Here is a 13,568-nt window from a genome sequence, read left to right as displayed (position 1 = left end):
TTATACCTACACTTAAGTTTGTATCAACGCGGTTATCCCGTGAACTATACTTAAGTCACCGCGATATAATGTAACTCAATGATTCTAGTAGAATCTTATGACGCTAGGCATTCGGGGGAGGCCGCCATTCCATGAGGCTGTCGCAACAGACACAGAACCGGGCACTGCAGCTGAGCGGCGGTGGCAGCCGGGCCGCCTATCAGGTGGGGGTGCTCAAGGCGATCGCCAGTTTCTATCCCCGCAACCACGGTCTGCCGTTTCCCATCCTCTGCGGCACCTCTGCCGGGGCCATCAACGCCACCACCCTGGGATGCCACGCCGGATCCTTCCACAAGGGGGTGCGCAAACTGGAGTGGATCTGGCGCAACTTCCACAGCCAGCAGGTGTACCGAGCCGACCTGTGGCCCGCCTCCCGCCATCTGCTTCGCCAACTATGGCACCGCAAGAACCCAGAGCTGCCTCCCAGCCTGCTGGACAACCGCCCCCTGAGGGGATTGCTGCAAAAGGTGCTGCCGCTGGAGAAGCTGCAGCGCCATATCGACAGCGGCCATTTACGGGCCCTGACCGTGGCCGCCTCCAGCTACACCCACCCCTGCTGCGTCAACTTCTACCAGGGACAGCCCAATCTGGCCCCCTGGCAGCGGTTCCGGCGCCGGGGCCAGACCACGGAGATCTCCCTGGATCATCTGATGGCCTCCTCGGCGATCCCGCTGGTGTTTCCCTCGGTGGCCATCGACGGTGAGCACTACGGTGACGGCGCCATCCACCAGCTCTCCCCCCTGAGCGCCCCCATCCACCTGGGGGCCGAACACATCTTCATCATCAACCTGGAGAGCCCCAGTGATGCCGGACCGGACCCCCAGCCACCCAACAGCGGCCGCATCTCAGGCCACCTGCTGGATGCGGTGTTCTCCGACGCCCTCAACTCCGATCTGGAGCGGGTGGCGAGAATCAACGCCTCGCTGGCGCTGATCCCGCCGGAGCGGCGGGTGATGCAGCCGCTGCGCACCGTGGAGACGATGACCATCAAACCATCGGAAAACCTGGATGCCATCGCCCTAAAACACTACCGGCGACTGCCCCGGGGCGCCCGGATGCTGCTGAAAGCGATGGGGGTAGACGACAAGCGGGAATCGAGCCTGCTCAGCTACCTGATGTTCGAGTCTGAGTACTGCCAGGAGCTGATCGAGCTAGGCTACCGGGACGCCGCTGCCCGGCAGCAACAGTTGAAAATCTTCTTTGAACTGGAGAAGCTCAAGGCCCCTCAAGCAGGGCCCGTTCCGCCAGCTCAACCTGATGGGGTGTCCCAAGCAGCAGCAACACATCCCCCCGCCGCAGACGGGTAGTGGGCACAAACTCCAGGGCGGCCCCGTCACGCTTGATACCATCGAGCTGCACCCGCCAGTGATTGAGGGGCAGCTCCACCACGAAGTGACCCACGGCCCAGGCGTTGTCCGAGAGGGTCACCGCGTGCAGCAGCTCCCTACCCTGAACAGGATCGGTGCCACCGAAGAAGCCATGCAGCATCCGGTAGCGGTCCCGCCGCTCGCGCTCGATGCGCAACAGGATTCTCGGCAACGGTACCCCCAACTGGTAGAGCACCTGGGACACCAGCATCAGGCTGCCCTCCAGGCTCTCGGGGATCACCTGGTCCGCCCCCGCCAGCTCCAGCGCCTCAAGGGTGGCGTCGTCCCGGGTGCGAACCAGAGTACGAATATGGGGCGCAATCAGCTTGATGCAGTCCAGCAGGTTGAAGATGTCCCGGCGGTTGTCAAAGGTGACCACCACCAGCCGGGCCCGGTGCAGTCCCACCTCCCTGAGAATCTCCTGACGGCGGCCGTCACCGAACACCACGGGTTCTCCGGCGGCCCGGGACTCCCGCACCCGGATGGGGTCCAGATCCACCGCCACGAAGGGCATCTTCTCCCGCTTGAGGAAGCGGGCGATGGTTTGCCCCACCCGGCCATACCCCAGCAACACCACATGATCCTGGGTGACCAACTCGGGGGCATCGGTCTCCCCCCCCAGCCACTGCTCCCGCCGCCCCAGAATCCGCTTGGCCAACACCAGGCAGTTGTCCACCATGAAGGGGGTCAGGGCCATGGAGAGCACCCCGGTCATCACCAGCAGGTTAGCCAGGTCCCGCTCCATCACCTGCCACTTCACCGCCAGGGCGATCAACACGAAGCTGAACTCCCCCACCTGGGCCAGACAGATCCCGGTGGCCAGGGCGTCCTTGGTCTTCTCCCCGGTCATGCCGGCCAGTATCCAGATGATCATCGCCTTGGTCAGCATCACCAGCGTCAACAACCCCAGCAGCAGCGGCAGCTGCGCCCACAGCAGGGAAAGATCCACCAACATCCCCACCGACACGAAGAACAGCCCCATTAACAGGTCCCGAAAGGGACGGATATCCGCCTCAAGCTGCTGACGGTACTGGCTCTCCCCCAACAGCATTCCCGCCAGGAAGGCCCCCAGGGTCATGGAGAGCCCGAGAGAGAGGGTGACAAAACCGGTGGCCAGGGCCACCGCCAGGGTGGTCAGAAGAAACAGCTCATCGGACCGGGAACGGGCCACTTCATCGAAGATCTTCGGCAACAGATAGCCACCCAGTCCCAGCAACAGCACGAAGGCGACAGCCCCCTTCAGCAGGGCCCAGGAGAGCTCCATGGCCAGGGCAACGCCGCCGCTGTCGGAGCCCAGCAACGGGATGATGATCAGCAGGGGGATCACCGCCAGATCCTGGAACAGCAGAATGCTGACCGAGAGCTCACCATGACGGCGGTTGATCCAGCCCCGCTCATCCAGTTGCTTGAGTACGATGGCGGTGGAGGAGAGGGCGATGACGCCACCACAGACGAAGGCGGTCCGGGGCTCCAGCCCGGCGCCCCAGGCCAGCAGGAAAGTACAGATGAGGGTGACGGCCACCTGGGCGCTGCCCAGGCCAAACACCCGGGCACGCATCGCCCACAACCGTGGAAGGGAGAACTCCAGGCCCAGGGAGAACATCAGGAACACAACGCCGATCTCGGCCACCAGGGCGATCTGACCGCTTTCGAGCCAGTTAAACCCCTGGCTGCCCGCCAGGCCGCCGGTCACCAGCCAGGCCAGGATCACCGGCAGCTTGAGCCGGCGGGTGATCACCAGTCCGGCAATGGCCGCCAGTGCCAGCAATAAGATGGGGGTCAGCCCGCCGTGGTCCATGGATTTCGCCTCTCCTCCTGACACTCTGATGGGTGGAGAGGCTCAGCAGGCCTACTCCTGTCGGATGGGAACCAGCCCCGGTCCCAGGGGCTCCAGCGCCTCCTGCTCCAGCCAGTAACCCAGGGCGGCCACCAGTTGGTTTCCAAAAAACAGCATGGGGATCTGTCCCCTAAGCCAGGGTGGCACACCCAGCTCCTGCCACACCTTCTTCAGGGGCCGGGAGCCGCTGCGATTTGCCGGACGGACCCGGCGTGTCCCCAGAAGATCATAGCGCACCAGCACCGACTCCCCGGCGCGGGGCGCCCGCAAACGCTCCCCCTGGAGGCGCTCCTCGAGGCACCAAAGTTCGCCGTTGGCCATCTGCTGGCGCACCCCGGGGATCATCATCTCCACCTCATCCGCCAGAGAGGGCGCCTGGTTCACCAGGAAGAGGGCATCTCGAAAGCGGCGCAACTGGCTCTCACCCAGCTTCAGGGTGGGCTGGGCATCCTCCCGGGCCAACCAGAACTGTTCCAGCTGTTGCAGTTGTGCCTGGGAGGGCATCAATTGATTATGCTTTCTTAACCAGTACCTTACCAGATTATTTCGCCTGGGCGCACTGAGGTCGGCCAGACCACTGATCCCCAGGCCACCGCCAGCCACCTGGTGCTGAGTCAGGTCTTCGGCAGCCAGTTCGTCGCACAGACTCTGCTGCTCACCGCATAACTGGGCGCTGCGATGAACCGAATGATGAAAGCTGGGCCAGCGGGCCTTCAGCAGGGGGAGGATCTCATGGCGCAGGAAGTTGCGGTCGAAACGCAGATCGGCATTGCTGTCGTCCTCGATGTGGGCCAGGCCCAGCTCGGCGGCGGCGGTCTCTACCTCCCGTCGGGAGTGGCCCAGCAGCGGCCTGAGCAGCGTCGCACCGGCAAAGGGCTGAACCCCCAGCATTCCGGCCAGCCCCAGCGGACCGCTGCCCCGTTTCAGGGCCAGCAGCAGGGTCTCCGCCTGGTCATCCTTGTGCTGGGCGGTCAGCAGCAGATCGCCAGGCAGCAGCAGCCGGTTCAGGGCGGCATAGCGCGCCTCGCGGGCGGCCGCTTCCAGGCTGATTCTCGGCCCCAGCTCCACCTCCACCCGGGTCACCGTCAGCGGCAGACCGTAGAGCTCGGCGCGACGGCGACAATGCTCCGCCCATTCATCCGCCGAGGCGGAGAGACCGTGATTGACGTGGATGAGCAGGAAGGGTCGGGAGGGAAATTCGGGACGGAGGCGACTGAGGATGCTGGCCAGCAGCTCCGAATCGATGCCGCCGCTGTAGCCAAGGACTACGCGGCGGGCACTGTCCAGATGGGCCACCAGGGCGGCCCGTACGCTGGACTCAAGCTGGGTTAACGACAATAACCGTACTCCATCAGGCGGTCGTAACGTTGTTCCAGCAGGGTATCCAGATCCAGTTTCTTCAACAAGGTCAGATCGCTCAGAATTTGATCTTTGAGGGTGGCCGACATCGCCTCCATATCTCGGTGGGCACCGCCACGGGGCTCGGCCACCACGGCATCCACCAGCTTGAGCTCGTGCAGACGCTCGGCGGTGATCCCCATCGCCTCCGCCGCCTTAGGGGCTTCCGCGGCGTCCTTCCACAGGATGGAGGCACAGCCTTCGGGGGAGATCACCGAGTAGGTGGAATACTGCAGCATGTTCACCCGGTCACCGACACCGATGGCCAGGGCGCCGCCGGAGCCCCCTTCGCCAATCACGGTGCAGATCACCGGTACCTTGAGGCCAGCCATCACCTTGAGATTGCGGGCAATGGCCTCACTCTGGCCCCGCTCCTCGGCGCCGACGCCGGGGTAGGCGCCCGGGGTGTCGATAAAGGTGATGATGGGCATCTTGAAGCGCTCCGCCATCTCCATCAGGCGCAGGGCCTTACGGTAGCCTTCGGGACGGGGCATGCCGAAGTTGCGGCGCACCTTCTCCTTGGTGTCCCGTCCCTTCTGGTGGCCAATCACCATCACCGGCATGCCATCCAGACGGGCGGTACCGCCGATGATGGCCGGATCGTCGGCAAAGGCTCGGTCACCGCACAGCTCATCAAACTCGGTAAAGATGCGATCGATGTAATCCTGAGTGTAGGGACGCTGGGGGTGGCGGGCCATCTGAGCGACCTGCCAGGCACCGAGATCGGCAAACACCTTGGTGATCAGCTCTTCACGCTTCTCCTCCAGCTTGTCGATCTCATCCTGCAGATCCATATCCAGGTTGCTGTTGCGGCTGACGTTCTTCAGTTCGTCAATCTTTGCCTGCAGTTCGGCAATGGGCTGTTCAAAATCCAAAAAATCCAGGCTCATACTCTGATCACCTAAAGGTGTCTGTCGACACTCGTCAATAAGTCATGGTCACTTTGCCCGGCCCGAACAGGGTCTCAAGCTGCAGCAGCAACTCGTCGTCGGGACGGACCTGCCAGTTCGGGCCCAGTTGCAGGGTCCCGCAGGCGTCGGGTCGGGTGTAGCGTATCTGTACCGGGCAACTGCCCTGATTGAAATCACCCAGGAGGGTTTTCACACGGTCCAGCTTGGTTTCGTCCAGGTCCCGGGCGTCGAGGTCAAGGGTCACCCCCTTGGCCCACTTCTCCCTAGCCTGGCTGATGTCCAGCACCTCTTTGGCAGACATTTTATTGCCGCCGCTGAAATCATCAAAGCTGACCTCTCCTTCAACGATCAAGATCTTATCCTTTACCAGCAGATCTTGGTACTTTTCCACCCCTTCTGCAAACAGCATCACCTCGAGGCGGCCGCTCTTGTCGTCGAGGGTAAGGATCCCCATCTTGGAGCCACGCTTGGTGATCATCACCCGGGCGGCGATCACCAGCCCGGCGACCCGGGTGCTCTTGCCTCGGCCGGTGGGCACCACGTCCTTGAGACGGCCGGAGGTCCAGCCCTTGAGCTCCTTGAGATACTGGTTGATGGGGTGGCCGGTGAGGTAGAGCCCCAGGGTGTCGCGCTCGCCATCCAGCCAGATCTTATCCGGGAAGGGGGGGACGTTGACAAAGGCATGCTCCGCCTGGCCCGGCTCCGGACACAGATCGCCAAACAGGTCCCCCATCCCCTGGGCGGCGTTGCGGGCGTTCTGACCGGCGGCCTTGACCGCCGAATCCAGGGTGGCCATCATCGCCGCCCGATGGGGCCCCAGGCTGTCCATGGCACCGGCCATAATCAGTTTCTCGATGGTGCGCTTGTTGACCCTCTTCAGATCCACCCGGTTGCAGAAATCAAACAGGTCGTGGAACACGCCGCCGGCCTCACGGGCTTCGAGGATCGCCTCCACCGGGCCTTCACCCACCCCCTTGATGGCACCGATACCATAGACGATCTGCTCCTGTTCGTTCACATTGAACTTGTACAGGCCCTGGTTGACGTCCGGCGGCAACACCGGCAACCCCATGCGGTTGCACTCGTCCACCAGAGTCACCACCTTGTCGGTGTTGTCCATATCGGCAGACATCACCGCCGCCATAAAGTAGGCGGGGTAGTGCTTCTTCATCCATAGGGTCTGGTAGGAGACCAGAGCGTAGGCGGCGGAGTGGGACTTGTTGAAGCCGTAACCGGCGAACTTCTCCACCAGGTCGAAGATCTTCATCGCCAGTTCACCATCGACACCGTTGTTCTCCGCTCCCTCACGGAAGGTGCCCCGCTGCTTGGCCATCTCCTCAGGCTTCTTCTTACCCATGGCCCGGCGCAGCATATCCGCGCCGCCCAGGGTGTAGCCCGCCAGCACCTGGGCGATCTGCATCACCTGCTCCTGGTAGAGGATGATACCGTAGGTGGGGTCAAGAATGGGTTTCAGGCTTTCGTGCTGGTATTGGGCGTCCGGGTAGGAGATCTCCTCTCGGCCATGCTTACGGTCGATGAAGTTGTCTACCATGCCCGATTGCAGCGGCCCCGGACGGAACAGGGCCACCAGGGCGATCATGTCTTCAAAGCAGTCCGGCTTCAGCCGGCTGATCAGCTCTTTCATCCCGCGGGATTCCAGCTGGAACACTGCGGTGGTCTCGGAGCGCTGCAGCATGTCGAAGCTGGGCTGATCATCCAGGGGAATCGATTCGATGCGCACCGGCTCCTTGCCCTGGGCCTCCAGGGCCGGATTGAGCATGTCAAGCGCCCACTGGATGATGGTCAGGGTCCGCAGGCCGAGGAAGTCGAACTTCACCAGGCCGGCGGTCTCCACGTCGTTCTTGTCGAACTGGGTCACCGGGTTGCCCCCGGTGTCGTCGCAGTAGAGGGGGGCGAAATCGGTGATGGTGGTGGGGGCGATCACCACCCCCCCAGCGTGCTTACCGGCGTTTCGGGTCACCCCCTCCAGTTTGCGGGCGATGTCGATGAGGTTCTTGACCTCCTCGTCCCGGTCATACAGCTCCGGCAGCGCCGGCTCCTCCTTGAACGCCTTGTCCAGGGTCATGCCAGGATCCGGCGGGATCAGCTTGGAGATGCGGTCAACGAAGCCGTAGGGATGGCCCAGTACCCGCCCCACATCGCGGATCACCGCCTTGGCCGCCATGGTACCGAAGGTGATGATCTGAGAGACGGCGTCACGGCCATACATCTGGGCGGTGTGTTCGATCACCTCATCCCGGCGGTCCATGCAGAAATCCACATCGAAATCGGGCATGGAGACCCGTTCCGGGTTGAGGAAGCGCTCGAACAGCAGGTCATACTCCAGGGGGTCCAGATCGGTGATCTTCAGGGCGTAGGCCACCAGGGAGCCGGCCCCGGAGCCCCGACCCGGCCCCACCGGAATGTTGTTGTCCTTGGACCACTGGATAAACTCCATCACAATGAGGAAGTAGCCGGGGAAGCCCATGGAGTTGATCACCTCCAGCTCCACCCTGAGGCGCTCATCGTATTCGGGGCGGCGCTCGGCCCGCTCGACGGGATCGGGGAACAGGAACTCCAGACGCTCCTCCAGCCCCTCCTCCGAGGCCTTGACCAGGAACTCCTCGATCTTCATGTCGCCGGTGGGAAAATCGGGCAGGAAATACTTGCCCAGGCGCACGGTGACGTTGCAGCGCTTGGCGATCTCCACGCTGTTCTGTAATGCCTCGGGGATGTCGGCAAACAGCTCCAGCATCTCCGCTTCGGTGCGGAAATACTGCTCGCGGGAGTAGAGTCGGGGTCGGCGGGCATCATCCAGGGTGTAGCCGTCATGAATGCACACCCGGATCTCGTGCTCGTCGAAATCCTCCGGATTGAGGAACACCACCTCGTTGGTGGCCACCACCGGCAGATCGGAGGTCAGCGCCAGTTCCACCGCCCGGTGCAAATAGGTCTCCTCGCCGGCGCGGCCGGTGCGCAGCAGCTCCAGGTAGTAACGATCGGGAAAGTGCGCCTTATAGAACTCAGTAAGCAGATCCACCACCTGCTGGTTGCCCTTGGTCAGGGCCTGACCGATGTCACCATCTTTGCCCCCGGAGAGCAGGATCAATCCCTCCGCATGCTCCGCCAACCAGGCACGGTCGAGCACCGGCCTGTGGTTCACATGGCCCCGCAGGTAGGCTTTGGAGATCAGCAGGGTGAGGTTTTTATACCCCTCGTCATTCATGGCGATGGCGGTGAGGCGACATTGCAGGTCGTCCAGCTCGGGACAGATCTGCCAGAAATCGGCGCCGATGATCGGCTTGATGCCGATCTTATGGGCGCCACCGTAGAACTTCACCAGGCCGCAGAGGTTGGTCTGATCGGTCAGGCCGATGGCCGGCATCTGCTGCTCCGCCGCCCTGGCTAGGATGGGGCCCACCTTCTGCAGGCCATCCACCATGGAAAAATCGGAGTGTACCCTCAGGTGGACATACTTGGGATCGGCCATGGTTTACTCCAGGCCCAGTGCACGGCGCACCGGTTTAAAACTGGTTCGGTGGTGTGGGGTCGCCCCCTGAGCGGCCAGTGTCTCCAGGTGAGCCGGCGTAGGGTAGCCCTTGTGACCGGCGAAACCGTACCCGGGATAGAGGCGATCCAACTCCTTCATCTCCCGGTCCCGAACCACCTTGGCCAGGATGGAGGCGGCACTGATGGCCGGCTCCTTGTCGTCCCCTTTCACCAGGGCTTCCGCCGTCAGGCCGCCAAAGTCAGGGCAACGGTTGCCATCCACCCGAACCAGGGTGGGAGTCAGGGTGAGACCGGCGACGGCGCGCTGCATCGCCAGCATGGTGGCGTGGAGGATATTCAGCCGGTCAATCTCCTCGACACTGGCTCGGCCCAGGTGCCAGGCCAGGGCCTTCTCCTGAATCTCTATGAAGAGCGCTTCGCGGCGCTTCTCAGACAACTTCTTGGAGTCACGCAAGCCCTCAATGGGATTGGCGGGATCCAGGATCACCGCGGCGGTGACCACGTCCCCCACCAGGGGGCCGCGGCCCACCTCATCCACGCCGGCAATCAGCTCATTCATTATCGGCTCCAATCAGGTTAAGGACCGCCTTGGCGGCCTGCTCCGACGCATCCAGGCGCAGCTCTTCATGCATCCGGGTAAAGGTGGCCAAAAGTTCGCTGTTGTCCCCGTCAAGGTAACCGCTGACCCGCTCGGCCAGGGCATCGGCGTTACAGGCGTCCTGAATCAGTTCAGGCACCAGATCCCGACCGGCCAGCAGGTTGGGCAGACTGTATCTGTCTATGTTCATCAATCTCTTGGCGATGCGGTAGGTCAGGGGGGCCAGCTTATAGGCCACCACCATCGGGCGTTTGACCAGCATCGCTTCCAGGGTGGCGGTGCCGGACGCCAACAGAATCACGTCGGAGGCGGCCATCACCGTGCGGGAGTGACCATCCACCAGCACCAGCTCGAGTTCAGGGGCCAGTTCCGCCTTCAGGGCATCAAACTGGCTGCGACGGGCCTCGTTGGCCAGGGGCACCACGATGGTGAGCTCAGGATGGTACGCCTTGAGCCTGGCGGCCGTCTCCAGGAAGGTGGGGCTCAGCCGCTTCATCTCACCGCCGCGGCTGCCGGGCAGCAGCGCCAGCACCTGTCCCTCCCGGGGCAGATTCAGGGCCTCTCTGGCTTCGCCCTGATCGCTGACCAGAGGAATCTCATCCGCCAAGGTATGTCCCACAAAGGTGCAGGGCACCTGATACCGATCGTAGAACGCCTTTTCGAAGGGCAGCAGGGACAGCACCAGGTTGGTGGCCTTCTCAATCTTGAAGATCCGCTTGGGTCGCCAGGCCCAGACAGACGGGCTTACATAATGCACCGTGGGGATGCCTGCGGCCTTCAGCGGCGCTTCGATGCGCAGGTTAAAGTCGGGGGCGTCCACGCCGATGTAGAGATCCGGACGGCGATCCATCAGGGTGGCAATCAGCTGTCTCTTGATCTTCAGCAGCCGAGGCAGGCTGCCAAGCACCTCCACCAGCCCCATCACCGCCAGGGCTTCCATGTCCGCCAGGTTCTCCATCCCCACTTCCTGCATGCGGGGACCGCCGACGCCAATAAACTGAGCGTCGGGGTGGCGTTTGCGAAGGGCCTTCATCAGGCCGGCACCTAAAATATCGCCGGAGAGTTCCCCGGCGACGATGGCTATGGTCAACTGGCTCAAGCCAAGCTCCTCAACGTACGATACCGCGGCTGGACTGCTCGACAAAGTCTGCCAGCATCCCCACCTCTGGGTGCTCGTCCGCCAGCTCCCTCAACTGGGGCATCGCCTCGGCGGTGGTGAGGCTGGAGCGGTAGAGTATCTTATACGCCTTGCGGATGGCGGCGATCGCCTCCTTGGAGAAACCGCGACGCTTGAGGCCCTCATTGTTGATGCCCCGGGGCACCGCGCTCTGGCCGGAGGCCATCACGTAGGGAGGGACATCCTGCAGCACCAGGGAGCAGCCTGCGGTAAAGGCGTGGGCGCCAATCTTCACAAACTGATGCACGCCGGTCATGCCGCCGAGGATGGCGTGGTCACCCACCTGTACGTGACCGGCGATGGAGGCGTTGTTGGCCATGATCACCTGGTCACCGACCAAGCAGTCGTGGGCCACATGGGTGTAGGCCATAAACAGGTTGTTGGAGCCGATCTTGGTCAGTCCCCGATCCTGGACCGTGCCGCGATGCACCGTACAGCACTCACGAAACACGTTGTTGTCGCCAATCTCCAGGCGGGTGGGCTCGCCAGCGTATTTCTTGTCCTGACACTCCTCACCGATGGAGGCAAACTGGAAAAACTTGTTGCCCTTGCCGATGCTGGTAGGTCCCTTGATCACCACATTGGAGCCGATCCAGGTGTCATCACCTATGATGACGTCGGCACCAATGTAGCTGAATGGACCTATGGTGACGTTATCGCCAATCTTGGCATCGGGGTGGATTACCGCCTGGGAATGGATCACGGGATCAAGCCTCTCTCTTGGCACACATCAGGTCTGCGGAGCAGACAACCTTACCGTCGACCTTGGCTTCGGCAGCATAGAAACCGATGCCACGCTTGGCTTTCTGGAAGTAGACGTGCAGATCCAGGGTATCGCCCGGCGTCACCTGGCGCTTGAAGCGCACATTATCGATGCCGGCGAACAGGTACAGCTCGTTTTCACCCTTACCATAAGTCTTGAACGCCAGAATGGCGGAGGCCTGGGCCAGGGCTTCCAGGATCAGCACACCGGGCATAATGGGGGCAGCCGGGAAGTGTCCTGGGAAGAAGGGCTCATTGTAGGTCACGTTCTTACGGGCGTGCAGAGACTCGCCGGGGACAAAATCGAGAACCCGGTCCACCAGCATAAAGGGGTGACGGTGTGGCAGAAACTGGAGGATCTCATTGACCTCCATGGTGTTCATTTGCTCAGACAAGGTGGACTCCAAACTTATTCACTATCTTGCTCTGGCTCAGCCAGCTGCTTCTCCAGCTGACGCAAGCGCTGATACATATCTTCCAACTGGCGCGAGCGCACCGAGTTGCGACGCCAGGACTTGTTGTCCTGAATAGGAGACCCGGACGAGTAAACCCCGGGCTTGTTCAGCCCCTTGGTCACCCGGGACATCCCGGTAACATGGACCCCATCGGCCAGCTCAATGTGGCCGGCAATACCGCTGTTGCCGCCGATGATGCAGTGGCGGCCAATCTTGGTGCTGCCCGCAACCACGGTGCAGCCCGCCAGGGCACTGTGGGCACCGATGACGTCGTTGTGGGCAATCTGACACAGGTTGTCGATGATCACCCCCTCCTCGATGATGGTGTCATCGATGGCCCCACGGTCGATGGAGGTATTGGATCCAATCTCGACCCGGTCACCGACGATCACGGTACCGACCTGAGGAATCTTGATCCACTGACCACGCTCGTTGGCGTAGCCAAAGCCGTCTGAGCCTATCACCGCACCTGAGTGGATGATGCACTCCTCACCCACCACCACGCCGTGGTACAGGGTGACATTGGCCCAGAGGCGAGTGGCACGGCCCACGCGGGCGCCGCGGCCCACCACGGTGCCGGCGCCAATCTGCACGCCATCACCGATCACCGCATCCGCTTCCACCACGGCGTTGGCGCCGATACAAACCCCTTCACCCAGTTGGGCACTGGGTTCGACCACCGCGGAGGGATGGATGCGGTCTGCGGCTGCCGGAGTAGTATCCAGGATCTGGGCGATTCGGGCGAAACAGACGTAGGGGTTGGCAGCAATCAGGGCGTTCCCCCGATAATTTTCCGCATCCTGCGCAGACAAAATCACCGCTCCAGCGGCGGTGTTGTCTAACTGCTTACGATACTTGCTGTTCGCCAGAAAACTGATCTGATCGGGGCCGGCATTTTCAAGGGTGGCCACCCGGGCCACCACCTTGCTGCCATCCCCCTTGACGGTGGCGCCAACCAGTTCGGCCAGCGCCACCAGGGTTTTGCTTGTCATAGTATTTAGTTGCCTTTACCTACGACTTCAACCACTTTGCTGGTCACATCGGCGGCATCGCTGACGTACACGGCGGCACCACGCTGCAGGATCACGTCAAACTGCTCCTTCTCAGCCAGGCCGTTGATCGCCAACTGCACCTGCTTCAGCAGCTTCTGTTGCTCCTCCTGCTGACGCTTCTGCATATCTTCCTGCAGGTTCCGCCCCTTGCGGTTGAAGTCGGCATTCAGGCTCTCCATCTGACGGCTCAGCTCGGTCTTCTGGGCATCGGTCATCAGCAGGGCGTCCTTCTGCTGCTTCTCTGCCAGGGCCTTCAGCTCCTCCTGCAGCTTGCGAACCGCCGCAACGCGCTCGGCAAACTCGGTCTCCAGGTTCTGCATCATCGCTTCGGCCTGCGGCAACTGGCTCATCACCTGACGCATGTCCACAACACCGATCTTCTGGGCCCAGGCGGAGGGAGCAACGGCAACCATCATCAGGGCAAGGGTCATTAACTTCTTCAAACTCAAATTCCTCTGTCTT

11 protein-coding genes are annotated in these 13,568 nt (G+C 62.2%); 1 reads left to right on the top strand and 10 read right to left on the bottom strand.

Annotated features, from left to right (window positions below):
* The first annotated feature begins 131 nt into the window (after positions 1-131).
* Positions 132-1,346 carry a patatin-like phospholipase family protein gene (locus FCL40_RS06265; RefSeq protein WP_205729101.1) on the top strand — a complete coding sequence of 405 codons (1,215 nt, stop codon included), beginning with the start codon at positions 132-134 and terminating at the stop codon, positions 1,344-1,346.
* On the opposite strand, the gene FCL40_RS06260 is transcribed toward FCL40_RS06265, so the two are convergent.
* The 10 genes from FCL40_RS06260 to FCL40_RS06215 are packed head-to-tail and all read right to left on the bottom strand — an operon-like array spanning position 1,255 to position 13,549.
* Positions 1,255-3,204 carry a monovalent cation:proton antiporter family protein gene (locus FCL40_RS06260; protein WP_136852310.1) on the bottom strand — a complete coding sequence of 650 codons (1,950 nt, stop codon included), beginning with the start codon at positions 3,202-3,204 and terminating at the stop codon, positions 1,255-1,257. The two genes, FCL40_RS06265 and FCL40_RS06260, sit on opposite strands and share 92 nt — an antisense overlap.
* 51 nt (positions 3,205-3,255) lie before the next feature.
* A complete protein-coding gene (tilS, locus tag FCL40_RS06255; RefSeq protein ID WP_136852309.1) occupies positions 3,256-4,581 on the bottom strand; it encodes a tRNA lysidine(34) synthetase TilS in 1,326 nt (441 codons plus the stop codon).
* On the bottom strand, positions 4,572-5,531 hold the full coding sequence (accA, locus tag FCL40_RS06250; RefSeq protein WP_136852308.1) for an acetyl-CoA carboxylase carboxyl transferase subunit alpha: 960 nt from the start codon (positions 5,529-5,531) through the stop codon (positions 4,572-4,574). Before accA ends, tilS begins: the two co-directional genes overlap by 10 nt.
* Before the next feature lie 34 nt (positions 5,532-5,565).
* Positions 5,566-9,042 carry a DNA polymerase III subunit alpha gene (gene dnaE, locus FCL40_RS06245; protein WP_136852307.1) on the bottom strand — a complete coding sequence of 1,159 codons (3,477 nt, stop codon included), beginning with the start codon at positions 9,040-9,042 and terminating at the stop codon, positions 5,566-5,568.
* A 3-nt stretch (positions 9,043-9,045) separates the two neighbouring features.
* The gene (rnhB, locus tag FCL40_RS06240; protein ID WP_136852306.1) at positions 9,046-9,621 is read right to left on the bottom strand and encodes a ribonuclease HII; all 576 of its coding nucleotides are present in this window, start codon (positions 9,619-9,621) and stop codon (positions 9,046-9,048) included.
* Complete coding sequence (gene lpxB / locus FCL40_RS06235) at positions 9,614-10,759, bottom strand: lipid-A-disaccharide synthase (protein WP_136852305.1); 1,146 nt, start codon at positions 10,757-10,759, stop codon at positions 9,614-9,616. Before lpxB ends, rnhB begins: the two co-directional genes overlap by 8 nt.
* 10 nt (positions 10,760-10,769) lie before the next feature.
* The gene (gene lpxA / locus FCL40_RS06230; RefSeq protein ID WP_136852304.1) at positions 10,770-11,540 is read right to left on the bottom strand and encodes an acyl-ACP--UDP-N-acetylglucosamine O-acyltransferase; all 771 of its coding nucleotides are present in this window, start codon (positions 11,538-11,540) and stop codon (positions 10,770-10,772) included.
* A gap of 4 nt (positions 11,541-11,544) precedes the next feature.
* Positions 11,545-11,982 carry a 3-hydroxyacyl-ACP dehydratase FabZ gene (gene fabZ, locus FCL40_RS06225; protein ID WP_407644142.1) on the bottom strand — a complete coding sequence of 146 codons (438 nt, stop codon included), beginning with the start codon at positions 11,980-11,982 and terminating at the stop codon, positions 11,545-11,547.
* Between the two features lie 26 nt (positions 11,983-12,008).
* The gene (lpxD, locus tag FCL40_RS06220) at positions 12,009-13,046 is read right to left on the bottom strand and encodes a UDP-3-O-(3-hydroxymyristoyl)glucosamine N-acyltransferase (protein ID WP_136852303.1); all 1,038 of its coding nucleotides are present in this window, start codon (positions 13,044-13,046) and stop codon (positions 12,009-12,011) included.
* Between the two features lie 5 nt (positions 13,047-13,051).
* Positions 13,052-13,549, bottom strand: coding sequence for an OmpH family outer membrane protein (locus tag FCL40_RS06215; RefSeq protein WP_407644139.1), 498 nt, complete (start codon positions 13,547-13,549; stop codon positions 13,052-13,054).
* Positions 13,550-13,568: the final 19 nt, after the last annotated feature.

Origin of the sequence: Ferrimonas sediminicola, assembly GCF_005116715.1 — a bacterium.
GTDB lineage: Bacteria > Pseudomonadota > Gammaproteobacteria > Enterobacterales > Shewanellaceae > Ferrimonas > Ferrimonas sediminicola.
The sequence above is the reverse complement of the archived record's forward strand: the minus strand, read 5'-3'. Positions and strand labels throughout refer to the sequence as shown.

What these genes read in the sequence shown, in the direction of transcription:
- rnhB (WP_136852306.1), bottom strand. Translation starts at nt 9,621, where the DNA reads ATGAATGAGCTGATTGCCGGCGTGGATGAGGTGGGCCGCGGCCCCCTG.
- lpxD (WP_136852303.1), bottom strand. Translation starts at nt 13,046, where the DNA reads ATGACAAGCAAAACCCTGGTGGCGCTGGCCGAACTGGTTGGCGCCACC.
- accA (WP_136852308.1), bottom strand. Translation starts at nt 5,531, where the DNA reads ATGAGCCTGGATTTTTTGGATTTTGAACAGCCCATTGCCGAACTGCAG.
- dnaE (WP_136852307.1), bottom strand. Translation starts at nt 9,042, where the DNA reads ATGGCCGATCCCAAGTATGTCCACCTGAGGGTACACTCCGATTTTTCC.
- fabZ (WP_407644142.1), bottom strand. Translation starts at nt 11,982, where the DNA reads ATGAACACCATGGAGGTCAATGAGATCCTCCAGTTTCTGCCACACCGT.
- FCL40_RS06260 (WP_136852310.1), bottom strand. Translation starts at nt 3,204, where the DNA reads ATGGACCACGGCGGGCTGACCCCCATCTTATTGCTGGCACTGGCGGCC.
- FCL40_RS06265 (WP_205729101.1), top strand. Translation starts at nt 132, where the DNA reads ATGAGGCTGTCGCAACAGACACAGAACCGGGCACTGCAGCTGAGCGGC.